General features: G+C 73.3%; 19 protein-coding genes. 10 read left to right on the forward strand and 9 right to left on the reverse strand.

What is annotated here, in order from left to right; genetic code table 11:
• Positions 1–124: 124 nt before the first annotated feature.
• On the forward strand, positions 125–1,795 hold the full coding sequence (locus HCC30_RS22460) for a sodium:solute symporter family protein (RefSeq protein WP_169444505.1): 1,671 nt from the start codon (positions 125–127) through the stop codon (positions 1,793–1,795).
• Positions 1,796–1,818: 23 nt separating this feature from the next.
• Complete coding sequence (locus HCC30_RS22465) at positions 1,819–2,205, forward strand: hypothetical protein (protein WP_240979818.1); 387 nt, start codon at positions 1,819–1,821, stop codon at positions 2,203–2,205.
• Between the two features lie 60 nt (positions 2,206–2,265).
• On the opposite strand, the gene HCC30_RS22470 is transcribed toward HCC30_RS22465, so the two are convergent.
• The 7 genes from HCC30_RS22470 to HCC30_RS22500 all read right to left on the reverse strand — a co-directional run bounded on the left by HCC30_RS22470 (position 2,266) and on the right by HCC30_RS22500 (position 12,445).
• On the reverse strand, positions 2,266–2,958 hold the full coding sequence (locus HCC30_RS22470; RefSeq protein WP_169444507.1) for a LuxR C-terminal-related transcriptional regulator: 693 nt from the start codon (positions 2,956–2,958) through the stop codon (positions 2,266–2,268).
• A gap of 256 nt (positions 2,959–3,214) precedes the next feature.
• Positions 3,215–4,954 carry a hypothetical protein gene (locus HCC30_RS22475; protein ID WP_169444509.1) on the reverse strand — a complete coding sequence of 580 codons (1,740 nt, stop codon included), beginning with the start codon at positions 4,952–4,954 and terminating at the stop codon, positions 3,215–3,217.
• Between the two features lie 246 nt (positions 4,955–5,200).
• A complete protein-coding gene (locus HCC30_RS22480) occupies positions 5,201–7,048 on the reverse strand; it encodes an ABC-F family ATP-binding cassette domain-containing protein (RefSeq protein WP_169444511.1) in 1,848 nt (615 codons plus the stop codon).
• A 104-nt stretch (positions 7,049–7,152) separates the two neighbouring features.
• Entirely contained in the window at positions 7,153–8,004 is an 852-nt protein-coding gene (locus HCC30_RS22485) for a DMT family transporter (protein WP_169444512.1), read from the reverse strand.
• On the reverse strand, positions 8,001–8,546 hold the full coding sequence (locus HCC30_RS22490; RefSeq protein ID WP_169444514.1) for a YbaK/EbsC family protein: 546 nt from the start codon (positions 8,544–8,546) through the stop codon (positions 8,001–8,003). The genes HCC30_RS22485 and HCC30_RS22490 overlap by 4 nt, the downstream gene beginning before the upstream one ends.
• 165 nt (positions 8,547–8,711) lie before the next feature.
• On the reverse strand, positions 8,712–10,364 hold the full coding sequence (locus HCC30_RS22495) for a penicillin-binding transpeptidase domain-containing protein (protein ID WP_206324194.1): 1,653 nt from the start codon (positions 10,362–10,364) through the stop codon (positions 8,712–8,714).
• A gap of 308 nt (positions 10,365–10,672) precedes the next feature.
• Complete coding sequence (locus HCC30_RS22500; RefSeq protein WP_169444516.1) at positions 10,673–12,445, reverse strand: phospholipid carrier-dependent glycosyltransferase; 1,773 nt, start codon at positions 12,443–12,445, stop codon at positions 10,673–10,675.
• 98 nt (positions 12,446–12,543) lie between these two features.
• On the opposite strand from HCC30_RS22500, the gene rsmI reads away from it, so the two are divergent.
• The 7 genes from rsmI to HCC30_RS22535 all read left to right on the forward strand — a co-directional run bounded on the left by rsmI (position 12,544) and on the right by HCC30_RS22535 (position 19,906).
• A complete protein-coding gene (rsmI, locus tag HCC30_RS22505) occupies positions 12,544–13,386 on the forward strand; it encodes a 16S rRNA (cytidine(1402)-2'-O)-methyltransferase (RefSeq protein ID WP_169444517.1) in 843 nt (280 codons plus the stop codon).
• A gap of 212 nt (positions 13,387–13,598) precedes the next feature.
• Entirely contained in the window at positions 13,599–13,898 is a 300-nt protein-coding gene (locus HCC30_RS22510; protein WP_169444519.1) for a hypothetical protein, read from the forward strand.
• Between the two features lie 75 nt (positions 13,899–13,973).
• The gene (locus HCC30_RS22515) at positions 13,974–14,795 is read left to right on the forward strand and encodes a TatD family hydrolase (protein WP_169444521.1); all 822 of its coding nucleotides are present in this window, start codon (positions 13,974–13,976) and stop codon (positions 14,793–14,795) included.
• A gap of 128 nt (positions 14,796–14,923) precedes the next feature.
• The gene (locus HCC30_RS22520; protein WP_346776759.1) at positions 14,924–16,285 is read left to right on the forward strand and encodes a ubiquitin-like domain-containing protein; all 1,362 of its coding nucleotides are present in this window, start codon (positions 14,924–14,926) and stop codon (positions 16,283–16,285) included.
• Positions 16,286–16,353: 68 nt separating this feature from the next.
• Positions 16,354–17,262 carry a 16S rRNA (adenine(1518)-N(6)/adenine(1519)-N(6))-dimethyltransferase RsmA gene (rsmA, locus tag HCC30_RS22525; RefSeq protein WP_206324204.1) on the forward strand — a complete coding sequence of 303 codons (909 nt, stop codon included), beginning with the start codon at positions 16,354–16,356 and terminating at the stop codon, positions 17,260–17,262.
• A 103-nt stretch (positions 17,263–17,365) separates the two neighbouring features.
• Positions 17,366–18,286 carry a 4-(cytidine 5'-diphospho)-2-C-methyl-D-erythritol kinase gene (locus HCC30_RS22530; protein ID WP_346776766.1) on the forward strand — a complete coding sequence of 307 codons (921 nt, stop codon included), beginning with the start codon at positions 17,366–17,368 and terminating at the stop codon, positions 18,284–18,286.
• A gap of 324 nt (positions 18,287–18,610) precedes the next feature.
• Positions 18,611–19,906, forward strand: a complete 1,296-nt coding sequence (locus HCC30_RS22535) for a hypothetical protein (RefSeq protein ID WP_169444526.1) — start codon at positions 18,611–18,613, stop codon at positions 19,904–19,906.
• 65 nt (positions 19,907–19,971) lie between these two features.
• Here the strand turns inward: HCC30_RS22535 and HCC30_RS22540 are convergent, their stop codons facing one another.
• Complete coding sequence (locus HCC30_RS22540) at positions 19,972–20,787, reverse strand: SDR family NAD(P)-dependent oxidoreductase (RefSeq protein ID WP_169444528.1); 816 nt, start codon at positions 20,785–20,787, stop codon at positions 19,972–19,974.
• 95 nt (positions 20,788–20,882) lie between these two features.
• Between HCC30_RS22540 and HCC30_RS22545 the strand changes: the two genes are divergently transcribed.
• A complete protein-coding gene (locus HCC30_RS22545; RefSeq protein ID WP_169444530.1) occupies positions 20,883–21,764 on the forward strand; it encodes an arylamine N-acetyltransferase in 882 nt (293 codons plus the stop codon).
• 13 nt (positions 21,765–21,777) lie between these two features.
• On the opposite strand, the gene HCC30_RS22550 is transcribed toward HCC30_RS22545, so the two are convergent.
• Positions 21,778–22,989 (reverse strand): serine hydrolase domain-containing protein, encoded by a 1,212-nt coding sequence (locus HCC30_RS22550; RefSeq protein WP_169444532.1) that lies wholly within the window; start codon positions 22,987–22,989, stop codon positions 21,778–21,780.
• Between the last annotated feature and the right edge of the window lie 13 nt (positions 22,990–23,002).

A 23,002-nucleotide genomic window follows, 5' to 3' on the forward strand; every position in this document is an offset into this window, starting at 1 on the left:
TGGGCCCGATCAAGCGCAGAGGATCATCACAATCAAACAAACCTCAGCAACAACTCTCTTCAGAAAGGGACCCTCAGCGAGTAGCTTCACGTCCGTTCCGATCGCGCAATGAAGCGGGTACTCCATGCTCTATCTGGCCGAAGGGCTTCGGCTCCCCACCAACGGACTCGACTACACAATCCTGGGCATCTACTTCGTCGTCGTCCTCGGCATCGGCTTCGCGGCCCGCAAGAGCGTGAAGACGAGCCTCGACTTCTTCCTGTCCGGCCGGTCCCTGCCCGCCTGGATCACCGGCCTGGCGTTCGTCGCGGCGAACCTCGGCGCCACCGAGATCCTCGGCATGGCCGCCAACGGCGCCCAGTACGGCGTCTACACCGTGCACTGGTACTGGATCGGCGCCATCCCGGCCATGGTCTTCCTCGGCCTGGTGATGATGCCCTTCTACTACGGCTCGAAGGTGCGCTCCGTACCGGAGTTCCTGCTGCACCGCTTCGGGCCCTCCTCGCACCTGCTGAGCTCGGTCATCTTCGCCGTCTCGGCCGTGCTCATCGCGGGCGTGAACCTCTACGCGCTGGCGATCGTGCTGGAGGCGCTGCTCGGCTGGCCCGAGTGGGTCGCCATCGTCGTCGCGGGCTTCTTCGTGCTCGCGTACATCACGCTCGGCGGGCTCTCCTCGGCGATCTACACCGAGGTGCTCCAGTTCTTCGTGATCCTCGCCGCGCTGATCCCGCTGACCGTGCTCGGGCTCAAGCGCGTCGGCGGCTGGGACGGGCTCTCGGACAAGCTCACCGACTCGCAGGGCGCCTCGTTCGTGACCGCCTGGGAGGGCACCGGGATCGGCAGCGACAACCCGCTCGGCGCCAACTGGCTCACCATCGTCCTCGGCCTCGGCTTCGTCATGAGCTTCGGCTACTGGACGACGAACTTCGCCGAGGTGCAGCGCGCGCTGTCCGCCAAGAACGCCTCGGCCGCCCGCCGTACGCCGCTGATCGCGGCCTTCCCGAAGATCCTCATCCCCGCGGTCGTGGTCATCCCCGGCCTCACCGCGCTGGTCATGGAACCGGACCTGGGCAAGCCCGGCAGCGGCCTGGACTACAACCACGCGATCCCGGTGCTGATGCGCGACCTGCTGCCGAACGGCGTCCTCGGCATCGCCGTGACCGGCCTGATCGCGGCGTTCATGGCGGGCATGGCGGCGAACATCTCGTCCTTCAACACCGTGTTCACCAACGACATCTGGCGCGCGTACCTGAAGAAGGGCAAGCCCGACGAGCACTACGTGGCGACCGCGCGCTGGGTCACCGTCATCGGCGTGCTGATCGGCATGGGGACCGCGTTCATCGCGTCCACCTTCGAGAACATCATGAACTACCTGCAGACGCTGTTCTCGTTCTTCAACGTCCCGCTGTTCGTCGTCTTCATCATCGGCATGTTCTGGAAGAAGACGACCCCGGCCGCCGGCTTCTGGGGGCTGCTCTCCGGCACCGTCGCGGCGATGATCAACTACTTCTGGTTCTACCAGCAGGGCGTCATCGAGATCCCCAGCGACCAGGGCGCCAACTTCGTCTCGTCCATCGTGGCGTTCGTCGTCGGCGGCGTCGTGATGGTCGCGGTCACCTTCGTCACCAAGCCGAAGCCCGTGGAATCGCTGGCCGGACTGGTCTACGGGACGGTCTCGCCCGGACTGGCCGAACCGCCCGCCGAGGGCGACGACGCCTGGTACCGCAAGCCGGCGCTGCTCGGCTGGGGCGCGATCGTCCTGGCGGCCCTCTGCTACATCCCCTTCTCCTTCTGACCAGCGAAGGACACTGATCCACCATGAGCGACAACAACACCCACGGCGGCTCCGCGCAGGGCGGCCGCCCCGAGGAAGAACTCGGCGACCCGTTCGCCGTCGCCAGAGAAGTCGAGGAACTGGAGCGGAAGTCGGAGACCGCGGCCCGGCTCTTCGACGTACGCCGCATCATCGGCGGCCTGTTCGTGGTCTACGGCCTCATCGTCACGATCGCCGGGTTCTTCACGACCGACGCCGACCTGAAGAAGGCCCAGGACGTCAACATCAACCTGTGGACCGGCCTGGCCATGCTCCTGCTCGGCCTCGTCTTCCTGGTGTGGCTCAAGCTCAGCCCCACCATCCCGCCGCCGCCCGCCGACGAGCCGGCACCGGACGCGGGAGACGGCCCCGCCCCGGGCGGCGGTGCCTGAACCGCGCCCCGCTCCGCGCCCGCGCCCACCCGGGCGCGGGCGCGCGTCGTTCCCGCGGGGCTACGCCTCCGGGGGGCGGCGCGGCACCGGGAGGCCCGCGCGCTCCAGCAGGCCGGTGCGGGCCGCCAGGGCCGCGGCCTCCAGGCGCGAGCCGACGTCCAGCTTCATCAGCACCCGCTGCACATGCGTACGGGCCGTGCTCGGCGCGATGTCCATGCCCGCCGCGATCAGGCGGGTGTCCTCGCCCTCGGCGACCCGCATCAGCACCTCCGCCTCGCGCGGGGTGAGCAGCCGCAGCAGGCGCGCGCCCTCGTCGTCCGGCTCGGCGGCCGGATCGAGCAGCTCGGCGAAGGACTCCTGGAGCAACTGCGGTGCCACGGCGGCCTCTCCGGCCCGCGCCTTCAGCATCGCGCGCTCGACGCCCTCCATCCGCTCGTCGTGCCGTACGTAGCCCGAGGCGCCGGCGGCGAACGCGGCGGCGATGCCGCGCGGGCTCGGCACCGGGCCCAGCACGACCACCGCGATCTGCGGCTTCTCCCGCTTGATCCGGGCCACCGGGTCGAAGGCGCCCGGCTCCGCCGGGGCCGCCGTGCCCAGCAGGCACACCTCCGGGGCGCGGCTCAGCACCACCTCGGCCGCGCCCGCGCTGGGCGCGGCGGCGGCCAGCACCCGGTGCCCGCGCAGTTTCAGTGCCGAGGCCAGCGCCTCGGCGAGCAGACGGTGGTCGTCAACCACCATGAGCCGCACGCCCATTGAGCACCCCCACACACTCCTGTGACCCGGGAAGCTACACGCCCGAGGGGGCGCGGGGAACTGCGCCCGTCAGGGGCGCGGGGAGGATCGCCCCTCAGGGGCGCGGGGAACTGCGCGAACGGCCACGGCGTACGGGGCGGTCCGGTGACGGCAGTTGCGCACCCCGCGCCGTGGCGGGCGCTGCGCTTGCCAGCCCTGCGCCTCTGGCGCAGTTCTCCCAAGCGGGGCGGGCCCGCGAAAAGGCGCCCCGCAGGGGCTACTTCACCCCGAAGCCCACCGCCAGCTTCGGCTGGGACCCGGCGCGCGGCTCGGACACCAGCTTCTCCTGGAGGAACAGCTTGCCGTCCTCGAAGAGGATCGGCTGCCGCACCGAGTACGTGCTCAGCGAGAACGCCTGCTCCCCCTGCCCCACCTCGGACTTCGGCATCCGCAGCAGCGTCTTCTGCGCGCCGGACCCCGGCGTCACGCTGACGATCTCGCCGCCCTGCTGGTAGCCGGGCAGCTTGTACCCGAGCACCTTGCCGTCCTCCACCGTGAACGGGACGATCTGCCGGTCCTCCCCGGCCTCGGACTTCCACTTGGTCTTGCCGCTGTCCATGTCGAACGCCATGATCTCGTTCGTCCGGCGGCCCGCCTCACCGCTGCCCGCGTGCTCGGTCGTCGAGAGGTACACCTCGTCCTCGCCGACGGCCATGCCGAAGCAGGACTGCACCTCGGTGCCGCAGGGCTTGTTGTAGCGGTCGCCGAGGGAGATGCGCGCCTTCAGCTTGTGGTCGTCGCCGACGGTCATCACGTCCGTCGGGGTGCTCTCGCCCGCGCCGACGACCACGACGAGCGGGTCCGTCGAGGCGACCCGTACCGACTGGACGCCCTTCGGGGCCTGGAAGCGGCCCTGGGACTTGCCCGTCGCCGGGTCCAGCTTCTCCACGGTGTACTTCTGCGAGGAGTCGAAGCTGTGCCCGCACTGGACCACCGCGTACAGCTCCTCGCCGCCCGCGTACCCCTGGTCCTCGCACTGCGCGTCGTCCTTGGCCTTCCAGATCTGCTGGCCCGAGGAGACCCGGTACCCGGCGGCGCCGCCGATCCAGGCGGTGGCGACGGTGTCCCCGCTGATGGTGACGTTGTCGTTGCTGCGGGACGGGCGGTTGGGCAGCGGCTTGTCCCACTCGACCTTGTGGCGGGTCAGGTCGACGAGCACCAGCCGGTCGCAGTTGGCGTCCGAGGCGGTGCTGCCCTTGGCGACGAGCGCGACCTTGCCGTCGTCCGTCTTCTCCTGCGAGGCCGCGCAGATGCCGCCCTTGAGCGGGATCGTCCACGCCCGCGAGCCGTCGGTGACGCTGGTGCCGACGATCTCGGTGGCGGAGCTCTTGGCGAAGACGTCGCCGACGAGCCAGCCGCCGGACACGTTGGTCACCTCGCTGACGGTCGGCGCCTTCACGTCGATCAGCTGCTCGGCCTCGGCCCCGCCGCCGCCCGTGCCGGTGCCCGAAGTGCCGCCGGTGGCCGTGGTGTTGCCGCCGTCGTCACCGGAGAGGACCAGCCAGCCGCCGATACCGACGGCCACCACGAGCACCACGGCGACCGCGATGATCGCCGCGACCTTGGCGCCGCTGTTCCCGCCGCCGGTCTTGCCCGGACCGCCGGGGAAGCCCGGCCCCGGCATCCCCGGGTACATGCCGGGCGGCCCGGCCTGCGGGGCGCCGAAGGGCGGGCCCGGCTGCTGGGGCGCCCCGAAGGCGCCGCCGGGCGGCGGGCCCTGCTGCGGGTAGCCGTACCCGCCGCCCTGCGGGGGCGGCCCCGGCTGCGCGGGCATTCCGGGCTGCGTCGGCTGCGAGTGCGGCGAACTCCCGGGCTGCGGGGCGCCGGGCTGCTGCGGGTAGCCGTACGACGGGCCGCCGGCGGACGGGTCCTGCGGTCCGCCGAACCCGCCGGGCGGCGGCTGGTTCGGCGGCTGGTTCGGCGGTTGACCGGGCGGCGGGGGCGGCGGCTGAGTCATGCGGTTCCCTCGTTGACGGCCGGCCGGACGCCCCGTCCCTCAAACCCCCGTAGGGCGGAGCGAATCGGACATCCAACCCGCCCATGGATGGCTGGTGAACGGTAGTTCTTTCTACCACCGGACATCCCGCGCATCGCCCCCGGTTCCGCACCCCGGACCCCGGCGCCACGCCTCCGGAACGGAGTCGTGGCGGCACGCGGACCTGAGCACGGACCCCGGGGGCCGCCCCGGAAGACCCGCTACGCCCTATTCGTCATCGGCGAGTTCCAGCCAGCGCATCTCCAACTCCTCGCGCTGACCGGCGAGTTCGCGCAGTTCGGCGTCGAGCTCGGCGACGAGGGCGAAGTCCGTGGCGTTCTCCGCCATCCGCGCGTGCAGCCCGGACTCCTTCTCCCCCACCTTGTCCAACTGCCGCTCGATGCGGGACATCTCCTTCTGCGCGGCCCGCGAGAGACCGGCGGACCGGCCCGCCTTCCCCGCGTCCGCCGCACCGGAGGGCGCCGCGCCCGCGGACCCCGCGCCGGGCGCCGCCGGAGCGGCCACCGCCGCCTGCTGCTTCTCGCGGCGCTCCAGGTACTCGTCGATGCCGCGCGGCAGCATCCGCAGGGTGCCGTCGCCCATCAGGGCCAGCACGTTGTCCGTCGTCCGCTCGACGAAGAACCGGTCGTGGGAGATCACCACGAGCGACCCGGGCCAGCCGTCGAGCAGGTCCTCCAGCTGGGTCAGGGTCTCGATGTCGAGGTCGTTGGTGGGCTCGTCGAGGAAGAGGACGTTCGGCTCGTCCATCAGCAGCCGCAGCACCTGGAGCCTGCGCCGCTCACCGCCGGAGAGGTCGCCGACCGGCGTCCACTGCTTCTCCTTGACGAAGCCGAAGCGCTCGCACAGCTGCGAGGCCGTCATCTCCTTGCCCTTGCCGAGGTCGACGCGCGAGCGGACGCCCTCGACGGCCTCCAGCACCCGCAGCGTCGGGTCGAGTTCGGCCACCTCCTGCGAGAGGTACGCCAGCTTGACCGTCTTGCCGACCTTGATCCGGCCGCCCGACACCAGCTCCGAGGGACGCTCCCCGCCGGTGGCCGCGGTGTCGGCGAGGGCCCGCAGCAGCGAGGTCTTGCCCGCGCCGTTGACCCCGACCAGGCCGACCCGCTCGCCCGGCCCGAGCTGCCAGGTCAGGTGCTTGAGCAGCACCTTCGGCCCGGCCTGCACGGAGACGTCCTCCAGCTCGAACACGGTTTTGCCGAGGCGGGAGTTGGCGAAGCGCATCAGTTCGGCGGTGTCCCGGGGCGGCGGCTCGTTCGCGATCAGCGCGTTCGCCGCCTCGATCCGGAAGCGCGGCTTGCTGGTGCGGGCCGGGGCGCCGCGGCGGAGCCAGGCCAGCTCCTTGCGCATCAGGTTCTGCCGCTTGGTCTCCTCCTGCGCGGCGATCCGCTCCCGCTCGTTGCGGGCGAAGACGTAGTCGGAGTAGCCGCCCTCGTACTCGTGCACGGCGCCGCGCTGCACGTCCCACATGCGGGTGCAGACCTGGTCCAGGAACCAGCGGTCGTGGGTGACGCAGACCAGCGCGGAGCGGCGGGCGCGCAGGTGGCGGGCGAGCCAGGCGATGCCCTCGACGTCGAGGTGGTTGGTGGGCTCGTCGAGGACGATCAGGTCCTGCTCGGAGATCAGCAGCTTGGCCAGCGCGATCCGGCGCCGCTCGCCGCCGGAGAGCGGGCCGATGACGGTGTCCAGGCCGTGGCTGAAGCCGGGCAGGTCGAGCCCGCCGAACAGGCCGGTCAGCACGTCGCGGATCTTGGCGTCGCCGGCCCACTCGTGGTCGGCCATGTCGCCGACGACCTCGTGCCGGACGGTCGCGGCCGGGTCGAGGGAGTCGTGCTGGGTGAGGACGCCGAGGCGCAGGCCGCCGTTGTGCGTGACCCGGCCGCTGTCGGCCTCCTCCAGCTTGGCCAGGATGCGGATCAGGGTGGTCTTGCCGTCCCCGTTCCGTCCGACGACACCGATCCGGTCTCCCTCGCTCACCCCGAGGGAGATCCCGTCGAGCAGGGCTCGGGTGCCGTAGACCTTGCCCACGGCTTCCAGATTGACGAGGTTGACAGCCATCTCACTCCTGTACGCGGACCGGTCAGCCCTCCAGGGTAGTCACTCGCCGGGGGCTCCCCTCCCCCGGGAGACCGGAGGAGGGGAGCCCCCGGGCGGGACAGCGCTCAGCCGCCGTGCAGCATGAGCGCGATACCGCCGACCATGAGCACGGAGGCGGCTATCCGCGGGGCGCCGAAGCGCTCCTTGAAGAACAGCGCCCCGATCGCGGCCCCGGCGATGATCGAGGACTCGCGCAGCGCCGCGACCGGCGCCAGCGGCGCCTTGGTCTGCGCCCACAGCACCAGCCCGTAGGCGAGGACGGACAGCGCGCCGCCGAGCAGTCCGCGCAGTGCCACGGGCCGCAGTTGCGCGACGATCCGGCCACGGCGCGTGATCAGCGCGTACGCCGGTATGGCGAGCCCCTCCAGCAGCATCAGCCAGGCGATGTACCCGAGCGGCGACCCGGCGGCGCGGACGCCGATCCCGTCCACCGTGGTGTACGCGGCGATGGCGAGCCCGGTGGCGACGGCGGCGGCCAGCGCGCCCCAGTGCGGGCGGCGGCCGGCGCCGCGGATGCCCCACAGGGCGACGCCGACGAGCCCGGCGGAGGCCACCGCGACGCCGGCCAGCTGCCAGGCGTCCGGCGTCTCGTGCACGAAGACCGCGGCGAGGACCGTCACCACCAGCGGGGCGGTGCCCCGCGCGATGGGATACACCTGGCCGAAGTCGCCGAGCCCGAACGAGCGCATCAGCAGCAGCTGGTAGACGACGTGCAGCGCGGCGGAGACGAGCAGCGGCGGCCAGGCGGCGGCCGCGGGGAGCGGCGCGAAGCAGGCGAGGACGGCGCCGCAGAGGGTGCCGCCCGCGCCGACCAGGGTGAACGCGAGCACCTGGTCCTTGATGCCGTGCGCGAGCGCGTTCCACGAGGCGTGCACGACCGCGGCCGTCACGACCGCGGCGACGACCAGCGGGGTCACCGCACCGTCCCGGCGGCCGCGACGCCGGGCTGTCCGTCGCTCAAGTCGCTGGCCCCGGCGGGCCGTTCGCGGACGTCGGCAAGGCCGGCGCCCGCGTGCCGGACGAGTTCCTCGGGGCCGAGGGGGAAGACGGTGTGCGGGGTGCCGGCGGCCGCCCACACGGTGGTGTGCGCGAGCAGCCCGCGGTCGGCGAGCACCCGCATCGGGCGCGCGTGCCCGAAGGGCGGCACCCCGCCGATCGCGAACCCGGTGGCCTCCCGCACGAGTTCGGCGTCGGCCCGCCGGACGCGGCCCGCGCCGAGCTCGGCCCGTACCCGTTCGCGGTCGACGCGGGAGGCGCCGTCCATCAGGACGAGGACGGGTTCACCGTCGGCCTCGAAGATCAACGACTTGGCGATCTGGCCGAGTTCGCAGCCGACGGCCTCGGCCGCCTGGACCGCGGTGCGGGTGGCCTCGGGGAAGGTGCGGACCTCGACGCCGGCGAGCCCGCGCTCGGCGAGCGCGGCGGCGAACCGGGGGTGTGCGGGGGATGGCTGTGTCATGCATCCGACGCTATCCAGCGCCCCGCCGGGCACGCGACGGGATTCCACGCCGCGGACACCGGCCCGGAACGGGGCGCCGGGAGGGAACGACGACGGCCCCCGGCGGTGTGCCGGGGGCCGTCGTGCGCGTGGTGTGGGTGGGTGGCCCGGAGCGGGCCGGGGCCGTCAGCTCGCGCCCGCCTCCAGGACCTTGCGGACGATCGGGCCGGCGTTGGTGCCGCCGTGTCCGGCCGCCGGGACGACGGCGGCCGCGGCCACGTCGTCGCGGTAGGCGGTGAACCAGGCGTTCGGCTTCTTCTGGTTGTCGACCTCGGCCGAGCCGGTCTTGCCGCCGATGTCGCCGCTGAGTCCGGCCATCGCCTCGGCGGCGGTGCCGCTGGTGGCGGTGAGCTTCATCAGGGACTTCAGGTCACTGGCGACCTTCGGCTTCATGTCGCGCGGCGCCTTGGCGAGCTCGCGGCCGTCGATCTCCGGGGAGACGATCACGGGCTGCTTGAACGAACCGGACTGGACCGTCGCCGAGACGGAGGCCATCGTCAGCGGGTTCATCCGGACGCCGCCCTGGCCGATCAGCGAGGAGGCCATCTGCGCGTCGGACTGGACCGGGATGCTGCCGTCGAAGGTTCCGGTGCCGACCTGCCAGTCGAGGCCGATGCCGAAGACCTCACGGGCCTCCTTGGTGAGGTCGTCGTCCTTCAGCTTCTTGGCCTGGCTGATGAACGCGGTGTTGCAGGAACGGGCGAAGCTCTGCGCGAAAGTGCCGTTCTTGATCTCGAACTTGTCGAGGTTCTGGAACTTCCAGCCGCCGTACGTCTCGTACTTGGGGCACGGGTGCGGCTTGCCCGGCGAGGCGAGGCCCTTGTCGAGCAGCATCGCGCTGGTGACGACCTTCATCGTGGAGCCGGGCGCGTAGCTGCCGCGCAGCGCCGTGTTGAAGGACTTGGCCGGGGCGTTGGCGACGGCCAGGATCTCGCCCGTGCTGGGCTTGACCGCGACGACCGACCCCTTCTTCTTGGCCTTGACCGCGGCTTCGGCGGTGGTCTGCATCTTCTTGTCGAGCGTCGTCTTGAGCGTGCCCGGCGTGCCCTTGGAGAGGACCTTCAGGGTGGTGCCGGTGTCCTCGCCCTTGGCGTCGACGATGCGGGTCTCGACCCCCGGGGTGCCGTCGGTCTTGTCGCCGTACCGCTTGCGCAGGTCGTCGAGGACGCTGCCGAGGTCGGGGTGTTCTTCCTTGGTGATCGGGGAGCCGTTGCGGTCGACGGCCTTGATGGGCGGGGTGCCCGCTTCACCGGTCTTGACCGACTGGCCGTCCTGGAGCTTCGGGTAGAGCACCGAGGGCTGCCAGTCGACGACGGCCTCGCCGGTCTTCTTGTCCCGGACGACCTCCAGGGAGGAGGTGTAGGACCAGGACTGGTGGGACTCGCCGTAGGAGATCTGCGCCGTGGTGTCGAACGGCACCTTGGCGCCCGAGGCGCTGGACGGCGAGAGCGCGACCTTGACGACGCGGCCCTCGGTACGGAAGTCCTTCAGCGCCTTGGCTGCCTCGGTGGGGTCGTCGGTCAGCTTCGCCGCCTTGGCGGGACTGCCCGACTCCCACGCGGCGAGGAAGTCCTTCGCCGTGGCGGCGACTTCCTTCTTGCTGGGCGGACCGGTCTCCACGGAGTCCTGCTGCACGCCCTCGCCCGCGGTGGTGACGCTGTCGCCACCGCCCGCGCCGCCGTCCTCACTTCCGGTGAGGGCGTACACACCGAAACCGGTGGCACCGACGACCGCCGCGGCGACGCCGCCGATCACCGCCATCTTCTGACTGTCACGCATCGAAAAACTGCCCCTCCACCCCGCCTCAGCCACGCGACCAAGGACTGTTCGAGGCACCCTAGGGCACGAACGTGACGGAACGTGCCCCGGTATGCCCGTTCAGCGGCTTATCGCGGGGATGTGGATTCGAGGATTCACCGGATCCGGGGGTTTCGGGCCCGGACTGGAACCACAGTGGCAGACGCGTCAACCGGACTGTTCGGTTCCCCCCTTGTCGGGACGAGTTGCGGCGGGATGGTGTACCTGCGCGCACGCACCGGCGCGAGGAGTGGATCGCCCCAGGTCGGCACGGATGCCCAAGACCCGCCTCAGATCCAGGTGTCGAGCCACATCCGTTGTCGCCAGTCGTCCAGCGGCAGGGTGATTCCGGTGTAAATCGGCCAGAAGAACACGAAGTTCCAGATGATGAGCAGCACCAGGACGCCGCTGCCGACGATCCCCACCGTCCGCCTCCGGTCACCGACCCCCGGCGGACCGGCGAGCGCACCGATCAGCATCGCCAGCGCCAGGCACAGGAACGGCAGGAAGATCACGGCGTAGAAGTAGAAGATCGTCCGCTCCTGGTAGAGGAACCAGGGCAGGTACCCGGCGGCGATCCCGCAGAGGATCGCGCCCGCGCGCCAGTCGCGGCGCGCGATCCACCGGTAGAGCACGTACAGCACCGCGAAGCAGGCCGCCCACCACAGCAACGGCGTGCCCAGCGCGAGGACTTCACGGGCACAGCCCTCGGCCCGGTCGGTGCACCCGTCCTGGCCCGCCTTCGGGGAGTCGTAGAAGTACGAGACGGGCCTGCCGAGGACGAGCCAGCTCCAGGGGTTGGAGTCGTAGGTGTGTCCCGAGGTGAGCCCGACGTGGAAGTCGTAGACCTGCGACTCGTAGTGCCACAGGCTGCGCAGCGGTCCGGGCAGCCAGCCCCAGGGGCCCGCGGCGCCCTGCTTCTCGGCCCAGTCCCGGAAGTAGCCGCCCGAGGTGGCGAACCAGCCCGCCCACGAGGCGACATAGGTGACGACGGACACCACGACCAGCGAGACGAACCCGGGCAGCGCGTCCCGCCGCAGCATCGCGAGCGCGGGCCGGGAGGCACCGGCGGTGCGCCGCGCACCCATGTCCCACAGCACGAGCAGGATGCCGAACGCGGCCAGCACGTACAGCCCGTTCCACTTGGTGGCGCAGGCCAGCCCGAGACAGAGCCCGGCCGCCAGCCGCCAGGGGCGCAGGCCGAACCGGAGCCGGTCGCCGGTCTCCGCGTCCGGCCGTACCTCGCGGCCGCCGGGCCCGCTGCGGCCCGGGTCCTCGGGCAGGGCGCGCAGGAGTCTGCCGCGTACCCGGTCCCGGTCGACGAGGAGGCAGCCGAAGGCGGCCAGCACCCAGAACATGACGACGAGGTCGAGCAGCGCGGTGCGGCTCATCACGAAGTGCAGCCCGTCGACGGCCATCAGGCCGCCGGCGAGGCAGCCGAGGAACGTCGAGCGGAACAACCGCCGTCCGATGCGGCAGAGCATCAGCACCGAGAGGGTGCCGAGCACGGCCATCATGAAGCGCCAGCCGAACGGGTTCAGCCCGAACAGGCCCTCCCCCAGGCCGATGATCCACTTCCCGACGGGCGGGTGGACGACGTACGAGCCCTCCGGCGAGAGCGGGATCGTCTGCGGGTCGCCGAGGATCTGCTCGTTCGCCTTGTCCGGCCAGGTGCCCTCGTAGCCGTACTGCATGAGGGACCAGGCGTCCTTCGCGTAGTACGTCTCGTCGAATATCACCGCGTGCGGGGAGCCCAGCTGCCAGAACCGCAGCAGGCCCGCGACGAGCGCCACCAGCAGCGGGCCGCCCCAGGCCGCCCAGCGCGCCAGCCGCGCGCCCGCCTCGGGCGAGAAGCCGAACAGCACACCGATCCGCGGGTCGGGCTTCGGGAAGGACGGCAGCAGCCGCTGCGCCGTACCCGTACGCGGCCGCTCCTGGTAGCCGAAGCGGCGCAACCGGGCGCGCCAGGACGGCGGTTCGTCCGGTACGTCCGCCGCGCTCGCCCCGCCCGGCCCGTCGTGCGGCCCCGTCCGCCTGGCTGCCTCGGTCCCACTGCTCGTCACCGGCCCATCTTGACATCCGCCCCACCCGGGGCCGCCCCGCACGCCGTTGACGCTCGCCCCGTGCGGACGGGGTGCCGGCGGCTGGGAGGATGGGGCGCGTGACAGGGATGCTCGTACTTGCCGGAACGCCCATCGGGGATGTCGAGGACGCGCCGCCGCGGCTCGCGAAGGAGCTGGAGACGGCGGACATCGTGGCCGCCGAGGACACCCGGCGGCTGAAGCGGCTGACGCAGGCGCTCGGGGTGCGCCCCGCGGGCCGGATCGTGTCGTACTTCGAGGGCAACGAGGCGGCCCGCACCCCCGAGCTGGCGGAGGCGCTGGCCTCCGGCGCGCGGCTGCTGCTGGTGACCGACGCGGGCATGCCCTCGGTCTCCGACCCGGGGTACCGGCTGGTCGCGGCGGCCGTGGAGCGGGACGTCCCGATCACGGCCGTGCCGGGGCCCTCCGCCGTGCTGACGGCGCTGGCGCTGTCCGGGCTGCCGGTCGACCGCTTCTGCTTCGAGGGCTTCCTGCCGCGCAAGCGCGGGGAGCGCCTCTCCCGGCTCGGCGAGGTCGCCGCCGAGCGGCGCACGCTCGTCTACTTCGAGGCGCCGCACCGGCTCGACGCGACGCTGGAGGCGATGGCCGAGGTCTTCGGCGCGGAGCGCCGGGCCGCCGTCTGCCGCGAGCTGACGAAGACGTACGAGGAGGTCAAGCGCGGCCCGCTCGGCGAGCTGGCGGCGTGGGCGGCCGAGGGCGTGCGCGGCGAGATCACCGTCGTCGTCGAGGGCGCCCCCGAGCCCGACCCCGGTGAGCTGGACGCGACGGAGCTGGCCCGCCGGGTGGCCGTCCGCGAGGAGGCGGGCGAGCGGCGCAAGGAGGCCATCGCGGAGGTCGCCAAGGACGCCGGCGTCCCGAAGCGGGAGGTCTTCGACGCGGTGGTGGCGTCGAAGAAGGGCTGAGCCGGGTTTTCCCCGCGCTCCGGTAAAGGCGGGTAAACCCCGGTAAAGCAGTTTCCCGGTACGGCAAAGAACGGGCGCCCAAAAACCTCAGAGAGTCGCTCCCGCACCACACAGAGCCAAAACTCCGCCAATACTTGGCGCGACCTGGTGCATTCTCCGCCGAAAAGGAGTCCACTGAAAGTGGGCCTCAGGCTCGGATGAGAGGAGCTGCCATGCACCACGTCAGGACCAGCACGAGGACCACCTTCGACGAGGTCAGCGCCCTGGGGGGCACCGTTCGCGAGGCCTACTCCTTCGCCTGCATGAAATGCGGGCACGCCTGGGAGCAGGAATACGAGATAGAGCATCTCGAATACCCGGACGGAAGCCCGCTGTACGTGTACTACGCGGACGGAGAGCGCGTCCGTTCCCCGCTGAAGCATCCCCGGTGCATGTTCTGCGACGGGCGGGTACTGAGGATCATGCGGGCCGGCCGGGCCTCCGCCGCGATCGCGGCCGAACGCACCGGGTGACACACCCCCGGCGACGGCCGCGAGTGCCCCGAGGGGGGCGCTCGCGGCCGTCGTCGTGCCCTCTAGGATCGCGGCATGTCCCGCTCCGACGCCCCCAAGCCCGCTCCCCCGCTGCCCGAACCGCTGCGGGTGCCGGTCGCCGACTCGCACACCCACCTCGACATGCAGGACACCTCCGTGCCGGAGGCCCTGGAGGCGGCCGCCTCGGTCGGTGTGACGACGGTCGTGCAGGTCGGCTGCGATCTGGAGCGTTCCCGCTGGGCCGCGCGGACGGCGGCGGAGCACGCCTCGGTGCACGCGGCCGTCGCCCTGCACCCCAACGAGGCGCCCCGGGCTCCCGACCTGGACGCGCAGCTGGCCGAGATCGAGAAGCTGGCGGCCCTGCCGCAGGTCCTGGCCGTCGGCGAGACGGGCCTGGACTACTTCCGCACCGGCGAGGAGGGCATCGCGGAGCAGCAGCGCTCCTTCCGTGAGCACATCGCCATCGCCAAGCGGCTGGACAAGGCCCTGGTGATCCACGACCGGGACGCGCACGAGGACGTGCTCCGCGTCCTGGCGGAGGAGGGGGCGCCGGAGCGCACCGTCTTCCACTGCTACTCGGGGGACGCGGCGATGGCCGAAGTGTGCGCCGCCAAGGGCTACTTCATGTCCTTCGCCGGAAACGTCACGTTCAAGAACGCACAGCCGCTGCGGGACGCCCTCGCGGTGGCCCCCGCCGAGCTCGTGCTCGTCGAGACGGACGCGCCCTTCCTCACCCCGGCGCCGTACCGCGGGCGGCCGAACGCGCCCTACCTCGTTCCGGTCACCCTGCGGGCGATGGCCGAGGTAAAGGGGATGCCGGAGGAGGCGCTGTCCGAGCACGTCGCGGCCAACACCGCGCGCGCGTTCGGTTACTGAACGGGCCCCGTACGGCCCTCTCCGGCTCGCGACACGAAACACACCCTGTAATCATCTGACTTTGTTTAGTTACCACCGCTCGGCTACAGTCCGGCGCGCTGTCCCATCGGACCTGGGAGTGCGTTGTCGTGACTCAGCATCAGGGAAGCCCACGAGGGAACCGGCAGCACGAGCGCCCGGCGCGGGAGACCCCTCCCGAACGCCGGGCCGAACGGCCGGGCAGACGCCGTCTCCGCGTGCGGCGGCTGGACCGCGACCGGCGTGACACGGGCGGCGAGCCCGCCAGACCCCGCAGCCTCCGAAAACCCGAGGCCCCCGCGGCCGACGCGCTGCGGCGCCTCCTCCCCCGCGCCCTCGTCCTCGCCGTCCTCGCGGGCGGGACGACGGCCTACGTGCTGCACGACAAGCAGGTCGAGCTCAGCGTCGACGGCGCCCCGAGATCGCTGCACACCTTCGCCGACGACGTGGACGGACTCCTCGCCGAGGAAGGCGTCGAGACCGGCCACCGCGACATCGTCGCCCCCGGCCGCGAGGCCCGCCTGAACGGCGGCGACCACATCGCCGTACGCCACGGCCGCCCCCTCGTCCTCACCCTCGACGGGCAGCGCCGCGAGGTGTGGACGACCGCCGGCACCGTCGACGGGGCGCTGCGCCAGCTCGGCGTCCGGGCCCAGGGCGCGTACCTGTCCGTCTCCCGCGCGGCGCCCATCGGCCGCGAGGGACTCTCGCTGGACGTGCGGACCGAGCGCACCGTCACCCTCGTCGCCGACGGCCGCTCCCGCACCGTCCGCACCAACGCCGCCACCGTCCGCGGCGCGCTCGCCGAGCACGGGATCTCCCTCGGCGCCGAGGACACCGTCTCGGCCCGGCCCGACAGCTTCCCCCGCGACGGGCAGACGGTGACCGTCACCCGGGTCGCCACCGAGGAGAAGGTGCGCGAGGAACGCATCGGCTTCCGGCACGTGCGCCGCGAGGACCCGGACCTGGCGCGCGGCACCGAGGTCGTGGCCCGGAAGGGGAAGCCGGGCCTCCGCCGGGTCACCTACCGGCTGCGGACCGTCGACGGGGTCGCGCAGGAGCCGCGCCGGACCGGTTCCGAGACGGTCCGCAGGCCACGCGCCGAGATCGTCGAGGTCGGCACCAGGCCCCGGCCGAAGCCCCCGTCCACCCCCTCGCCCTCGGCGTCCCCGCACAAGCCGGCCAAGCCGAAGCCCTCCAGGACCGGCTCCGGCAGCGGCCCGTCGAAGGCGGACGGGCTCAACTGGCGGGCGCTCGCGCAGTGCGAGTCCGGGGGCAGACCGAACGCGGTGGACCCGACCGGCACCTACGGCGGGCTGTACCAGTTCGACCTGCGGACCTGGCGCGGCCTCGGCGGCACCGGACGGCCGCAGGACGCCCCGCCCGCCGAGCAGACGGCCCGGGCCAAGCAGCTCTACGCGGAACGGGGGGCGAATCCGTGGCCGGTCTGCGGCCGTAAACTGACGCGGTGAGCAACGCCCCCTCCCCCGACGATTCCGGCGCCACCGACGAGTCCGGCGCCACCGGTGCGCCGGGCGCCTTGGACGCTTCCCCCGAAGCGCCGGAGGCGCCCGGCGCGGCCGAGCCCGGCACGGACGCCCTGCTCGGCGCCGCCGACATCCGCGAGCTCGCCGAGGCACTGGGCGTCCGCCCCACCAAGCAGCGGGGGCAGAACTTCGTCATCGACGCGAACACCGTCCGCCGCATCGTCCGCGGCGCGGACGTCCGCGCCGACGACTCCGTCGTCGAGATCGGCCCGGGGCTGGGCTCGCTGACGCTGGGCCTGCTGGAGACGGCCGAGCACGTCACGGCGATCGAGATCGACGACCAGCTGGCGGCCGGCCTCCCCGCCACCGTCGAGGCCCGACTGCCGCACCGCGCCAGGCACTTCACGCTGGTGCACGCGGACGCCCTGCGCGTCACGCCCGAGGACCTCGGCGAGCGGCGGCCGACGGCACTGGTCGCCAACCTTCCCTACAACGTGGCCGTTCCGGTGCTGCTGCACATGCTCGCCACCTTCCCCAGCATCGAACGCACCCTCGTCATGGTGCAGTCGGAGGTCGCCGACCGGCTCGCCGCGGCGCCCGGCTCGAAGGTGTACGGGGTGCCCTCGGTCAAGGCCGCCTGGTACTGCGAGGTGAAGCGGGCCGGGGCGATCGGGCGGAACGTCTTCTGGCCCGCGCCGAACGTCGACTCCGGCCTGGTCTCGCTGGTGCGCCGGGCCGAGCCGCTGCGGACGGAGGCGAGCCGCGAGGAGGTCTTCGCCGTCGTCGACGCCGCGTTCGCACAGCGTCGGAAGACGCTGCGGGCCGCGCTCGCCGGGTGGGCCGGCTCGGCGGCGCTCGCCGAGGAGGCGCTGACCGCCGCCGGCATTTCGCCGAAGGCCCGGGGCGAGGCGCTGACCGTCGAGCAGTTCGCCGCCATCGCGGCGCACAAGCCCCGCGCCTGAGCACCACAACTCCCCGTCCCCGTAGTCCCGCAGAGGAGAACGCCGCGTGACCGGCAGCACCACCGACGTCAACAGCACCGAGGCGGACGGCGCCTCCGGCGGGATACGGGTGCGCGTGCCCGCGAAGGTCAACGTCCAGCTGGCGGTGGGCGGTCTGCGCCCCGACGGCTTCCACGGGCTGGCCAACATCTTCCTCGCCGTCGGCCTGCACGACACCGTCACCGCCTCCCCCTCGGAGACGGACGGGGTGACGCTCAGCGCCTCGGGGCCGTTCGCCCGCCGCGTCCCGCTGGACGGCACCAACCTCGCGGCCCGGGCCGCACGGCTGCTCGCCGAACGGCACGGGCTCGGCGAACCGCGGGTCCGCCTGCACATCGCCAAGGACATCCCCATCGCGGGCGGCATGGCGGGCGGCAGCGCCGACGCGGCGGGCGCGCTCGTGGCCTGCGACGCGCTCTGGGGCACCGGCACGCCCCGCGAGGAACTCCTGGAGATGTGCGCCGAGTTGGGCTCGGACGTGCCGTTCAGCCTGCTCGGCGGGGCCGCGCTCGGTCAGGGGCGCGGCGAGCTGCTGACGCCGCTGGTGACGGGTGGCGCGTTCCACTGGGTGTTCGCCGTCGCCGACGGCGGGCTCTCCACCCCGGCCGTCTACCGCGAGTGCGACCGGCTGCGCGAGGAGGAGGGGACGGGTGCGGACGTCGCCGCCGTCCCGGAGCCCGAGCCCTCGGCCGCCGTCGTCGAGGCGCTGGCCTCCGGGGACGCGCGGGCGCTGGCCGCCGCGCTCACCAACGACCTGCAGGCGGCGGCGGTTTCGCTCCGGCCCGCGCTGGCCGACACGCTCGCCGCGGGGACGGCGGCCGGGGCGCTGGCCGGGATCGTCTCCGGGTCCGGGCCGACGTGCGCGTTCCTCACGGGGGACGCGGAGAGTGCGACGGCGGTGGCCGAGGCGCTGGTCGCCTCCGGTACCTGCCGCGCGGCGTATCCGGCCACGGGGCCGGCTCCGGGGGCGACACTTCTCGGGTAGGCGCCTTCTCGGGGTGCGGGTGCGTCGTGGCTCGGGGTTTGCGCAGTTCCCCGCGCCCCTGATCGCGGGCCCGCCCCGCTTGGGAGAACTGCACCATAGGCGCAGCGCGGTCACCCCCGCGCGGGGTGCGCAATGCCGTCACCGGACCACCCCGTACGCCGTGGCCGTTCGCGCCGTTCCCCGCGCCCCCACACAGGGGCGCGTCGCACGGACGGACTTTCCGGGATGGCACGGGGGCGCGGACGATCGTTGACTGTCACGCAGCGTGCTTGACCGCGTGCCATGCGTCCATGGCGCTCGCCCCTAGTTCCGTGGAGTTCCCGTATGTCCTCCGAACCACGTATTCGCGCCACCGGCGGGGCCGATCCGCTCGTGGCCGACCTGCCCGAAGAGCCCGTCCCGGTCGCGGAGGCGGAGGCCGTGCCGGACGCGGCGTCCGTCCGCACGCTGCTGTGGACGGCGGCCACCGAGCGGCCGCTCGACGAGGTCGCCTGCCTCGTCGAGCTGCTGAAGCGCGTCGACGGGTTCCCCAACCCCGGTGACGAGGCGCTGCGGGTGGCGGCGCTCGCGCGTCCGGTCGGCGAGATCCGGCAGTTGATCTCGCTGCTCAACGAGCCACCGCACACCCCGGATTCCGGCGAGGCCGCGCTGCGCGCCGTCGCCGTCGGCAGGCCGGTGGAGGACGTCGCGCAGCTCGCCGTGCTGCTGAGCGAGGCGAGGAAGGCGGCGGACGGGGAGGAGGCGGGGAGCGGCATCCCCGGCGTCACCGATCCGGACCGGGAGGCGGACGACACCTTCGACCTCACCGCCGCCCTGCGCGTCAACGGCCATCCGACGGGACGCCCCGGGCCGGAGAGCGCCAAGTCCCCGCCCGAGCCCGAGGATTCCCCGGACGAGCACCACATCCCGGAGAGCCGCGCCGGCTTCGGCCCCGAAGCACCGGACGAGGAGAAGGACGAGGACACCGGCCCCGAGCTGACCTGGGGCACGCACCCCCCGGAGCCCGCAGCCGACCGCACCGCCGAACCGGAGCCGGAGACGGAACCGCGAACGGAGGCGGAACCGGAGGCCCCGTCCGGCGCGGCCCGCCGGACGGCCGTCACCCCGGCGGCGCTCAGCGACGACCGCTTCTTCGACGCCCTGGGCCGCGGCGGCAGGGCCGGCCGCAGGGACCACGAGGCCCGCGCCGAGGAGAAGGAGTCCCACGGCCGCGAGCCGGGCGGGGCGCCCCGGTTCGCGCTGCGCTTCTGCACCGCCGTCGCGCTGGCCGTCAGCGGGCTGGCGCATCTGATGGTGAGCCTCTGGCCGGTGCCGACGGCCTCGCTCGGCACCGCGCTCTCGCTGGCCGTCACCGCCGTGTGCCTGCTGGCCGCGCTCTGGCTGGCGGCGCGGGACACGGTGCCGGCCTGGCTGCTGGGCACGGCCGTCGCGGTGGGCGTGATCGCGCTCCATCTGCTGTCGCGGGTGGGCGCGTTGGACGTGTTCGCCTCGGCGCAGAGCAGGGTGGCCGACGCGTCCGCCGTGCTGGCGGTGAGCTTCGCCGCCGTCAGCGTCGTCCTCGCCGGGACGGCCCTGATCCGGCGCCCCCGCCGGCTGGAGACCGCCCCGGCCGCCGCCTGACCGGACGGAAACCCACGGAAGGCCCCTCCTCGGAGGGGCCTTCCGCTGTGCCGGGGCGCTGCCCGTCAGCCGGTGGCGCGGGGCCGGTCCGGGTGCAGGGCGCGGAAGAGGCCGAGGTTGCCTGAGGTGAGGCCGCCGTCGACGGGCAGTGTGACGCCCGTGATCCAGGCCGCGTCGGCGGAGGCCAGGAAGGCGACGGCGGCCGCGACGTCCTCGGGCAGGCCCACCCGGCCCAGCGGGTACTGCCCGGCCGCGCGCTCCAAGGCGTCCTCCCGGTCCGCCCAGTTGGGCGTGCGGACGGTGCCGGGCGCGACGAGGTTGACCCGGACGCCGCGCTCCGCGTTCTGCCCGGCGAGCGTCCGCGTCAGCGAGCCGAGCCCCGCCTTGGCGGCGCTGTACGCGTGGTTGCCGAAGTCCTGGAGGCCGTTGACGGAGCCGATGCCGACGACGGCCCCGCGCCCGCCCGCCGCCGCCAGGTACGGCATGGCCGCGCGGGCGCAGCGGAAGGCGCCGCCGAGGGTGATGTCCACATCGCGCCGCCAGTCCTCGTCCGTCTCGTGCTCCAGCAGCTCGGCGTCGCCGTGGCCGGAGAAGGCGTTGTTGACGAGGACGTCGAGGCCGCCGGAGCGTTCGGCGGCCTCGGTGACGGCCGCGTCGACGGCCCGGCTGTCGCCGACGTCGAGGGTCAGCGCCTCGGCCCGGCCGCCGTCGGCCCGTACCCGTTCCGCGGCCGCCGTGGCGCGGGCGCCGTCCCGGTCGGTGAGCCACACCCGGGCGCCCTCGCGCGCGAGCCGCCGCGCGACGGCCTCCCCGATGCCGCGCCCGGCGCCGGTGACGAACGCCGTGTGCCCCTCGAACCGCCCGCCGTCGTATCGCCGCATCGGCCGAGCGTAGCGCCGGTCCGCCGGGCCGGGAACAGGGCGAGGGAGCAGGCTGGGAGGGGAATGCGGCGGGCGCGCGAGGTGCTGGAGAGGACATGGAGCAGCACATATGGAGCGGCGACGGGTTCGGCCTGGACGCCTACCTGGACCGGATCGGGTTCGAGGGCGAACGCGCCCCGACGGCACGGACGCTGCGCGCCCTGCACCGCGCCCACACCCTCTCGCTGCCGTTCGAGAACCTGGAGGTGCTGTTCGGCCGCGAGGTGCCGCTCGATCTCCCGTCGCTGGAGCGGAAGCTGCTGCGCAGCCCGCGCGGCGGCTACTGCTACGAGCACATCTCGCTGTTCGCCGCCGCGCTGGAACGCCTCGGCTTCGGCGTCACGGCGCTGGCCGGACGCGTCCGCATGGGCATGGACAAGATCCTGCCGACGACGCACGCGCTGCTCCGCGTGGAGACCGCTCCGGAGGCGGACGGCACCTCCCGGGTGTGGCTGTGCGACGTCGGGTTCGGCGCGAGTCCGCTCGTCCCGCTCGAACTGGCCGACGGGGCCGAGGAGTCGGAGGGGGACTGGCACTACCGGCTGCGGCACGAGCGGGAGGTCACCCCGGGCGCCGAGGGCTGGGTGCTCTCCTCCTGGGAGGCGGACAGCGGCAGTTGGCTGGACCGGCACGACTTCACGCTCACCCCGCAGTACCCGGTGGACTTCGAGGTCGGCAACCACTTCATCGCCACCCACCCGCGCTCCCCGTTCGTCCCCCGCGCCTTCGTGCAGCGGGTCTTCCCCGACCGGCTGCACGTCCTGGACGGCAACGCGCTGACGGTCTTCCGCCCGGGCGACGGCACCCGCGAGACCCGCGACATCCCGCCCCGGGAGCTGCCCGAGGCGCTCGACGAGCTGTTCGGCATCCGCCTCGACGGTCCGGACGCCCGTGCCCTGGCGGCGAGTTCGGGCCGCCGCGTCGCCCCGGCGCTCTGAGCCGGAGGGCGCGTCAGAGGCAGGTGGCCAGGGCGCGGACGAGGGCCTCGGCGCGCGGGTCGGAGGTGACGGACTGCTGGAGCCCGCCCGTCACGTAGCCGAAGGCGATCCGGGACTCGGGGTCGGCGAAGCCGAGGGAGCCGCCGCGTCCGGGGTGGCCGAAGGAGCCGGGGCCGAGCATCGGCGCCGAGGGCCCGTGCAGCATGAAGCCGAGCCCGAAGCGGGTGCCGACGACCAGGACCCGGTCGGGTCCGGCGGACTCCTCGGAGCGGGCCTGGGTGAGCGTCGCCGGGGTGAACAGCCGCGGCGCCCCGGGCAGCGGGCCGATCAGCGAGGCGTAGAAGCGGGACAGCCCGCGCGCGGTGGCGACCCCGGCGGAGGAGGGCAACTCGGCCGCGCGGTAGGCCGGATCGTTCTCGTCCGGATGCGGGGTGATGACGGCGAAGGCGCGCCGGGTCAGCGAGTCCGGGTCGCTCCAGGCCGCCGTCACGGACGGCTTGGGCCGCACCCGCAGACCGGGCCCGGCGGGCGTCTCGGGGGTGGGCACGTCGTGGACGGGGGCGACGCGTCCGGCGCCCTCGACCTCGGGCGGCAGGCCCATCCACAGGTCGAGCCCGTAGGGGCGGGCGACCTCCTCGTCGAACCAGCGGCCGATGGTGCGGCCGGTGGCCCGGCGGACGACCTCGGCCAGCAGCCAGCCGTAGGTCTGCGCGTGGTAGCCGTGCGTGGTGCCGGGCTCCCAGGCGAGGCCCTGGGCGGCGAGCGCGGCGGGCCCGCTGACGCCGTCGACGGCCTCGGCCGGGGTGAGCGGCACGTCCAGCACGGGCAGTCCGGCGCGGTGCGAGAGCAGGTGGCGGACGAGGACGCGGTCCTTGCCGTTGGCCTTGAACTCGGGCCAGTAGGTGCCGACCGGCGCGTCCAGGTCGAGGCGTCCGCGCTGGTGCAGGATGTGCAGCACGGCGGCGGCCGGGCCCTTGGTGGCGGAGCGGACTATGGCGGCGGTGCCGGCGTCCCAGGCGGAGCCGGCGCCCGTGGTGCCGCCCCACAGGTCGACGACCGGCTCGCCGTCCCGGTGGACGGTCAGCGAGGCGCCGGTGTCCCCGCGCTCCTCGAAGTTCCGGATGAAGGCGTCCCGGACCGGCTCATAACCGTCCGCCACCGTGCCCTGGACGTCGACCACGTTTCCTTCGCTCCCGCCGTTTTCGGTCTGCTGTGCACCATCCATGGTGCTACGCGCG

Source organism: Streptomyces sp. HNM0574, from assembly GCF_012726235.1.
Classification (GTDB): domain Bacteria; phylum Actinomycetota; class Actinomycetes; order Streptomycetales; family Streptomycetaceae; genus Streptomyces.

Coding starts and splice junctions, on each gene's coding strand:
- HCC30_RS22480 (WP_169444511.1), bottom strand. CDS start 7,048: ATGGCTGTCAACCTCGTCAATCTGGAAGCCGTGGGCAAGGTCTACGGC.
- HCC30_RS22490 (WP_169444514.1), bottom strand. CDS start 8,546: ATGACACAGCCATCCCCCGCACACCCCCGGTTCGCCGCCGCGCTCGCC.
- HCC30_RS22535 (WP_169444526.1), top strand. CDS start 18,611: ATGTCCTCCGAACCACGTATTCGCGCCACCGGCGGGGCCGATCCGCTC.
- HCC30_RS22545 (WP_169444530.1), top strand. CDS start 20,883: ATGGAGCAGCACATATGGAGCGGCGACGGGTTCGGCCTGGACGCCTAC.
- HCC30_RS22470 (WP_169444507.1), bottom strand. CDS start 2,958: ATGGGCGTGCGGCTCATGGTGGTTGACGACCACCGTCTGCTCGCCGAG.
- HCC30_RS22550 (WP_169444532.1), bottom strand. CDS start 22,989: ATGGATGGTGCACAGCAGACCGAAAACGGCGGGAGCGAAGGAAACGTG.
- HCC30_RS22465 (WP_240979818.1), top strand. CDS start 1,819: ATGAGCGACAACAACACCCACGGCGGCTCCGCGCAGGGCGGCCGCCCC.
- HCC30_RS22475 (WP_169444509.1), bottom strand. CDS start 4,954: ATGACTCAGCCGCCGCCCCCGCCGCCCGGTCAACCGCCGAACCAGCCG.
- HCC30_RS22460 (WP_169444505.1), top strand. CDS start 125: ATGCTCTATCTGGCCGAAGGGCTTCGGCTCCCCACCAACGGACTCGAC.
- HCC30_RS22540 (WP_169444528.1), bottom strand. CDS start 20,787: ATGCGGCGATACGACGGCGGGCGGTTCGAGGGGCACACGGCGTTCGTC.
- HCC30_RS22515 (WP_169444521.1), top strand. CDS start 13,974: ATGTCCCGCTCCGACGCCCCCAAGCCCGCTCCCCCGCTGCCCGAACCG.
- HCC30_RS22510 (WP_169444519.1), top strand. CDS start 13,599: ATGCACCACGTCAGGACCAGCACGAGGACCACCTTCGACGAGGTCAGC.
- HCC30_RS22495 (WP_206324194.1), bottom strand. CDS start 10,364: ATGCGTGACAGTCAGAAGATGGCGGTGATCGGCGGCGTCGCCGCGGCG.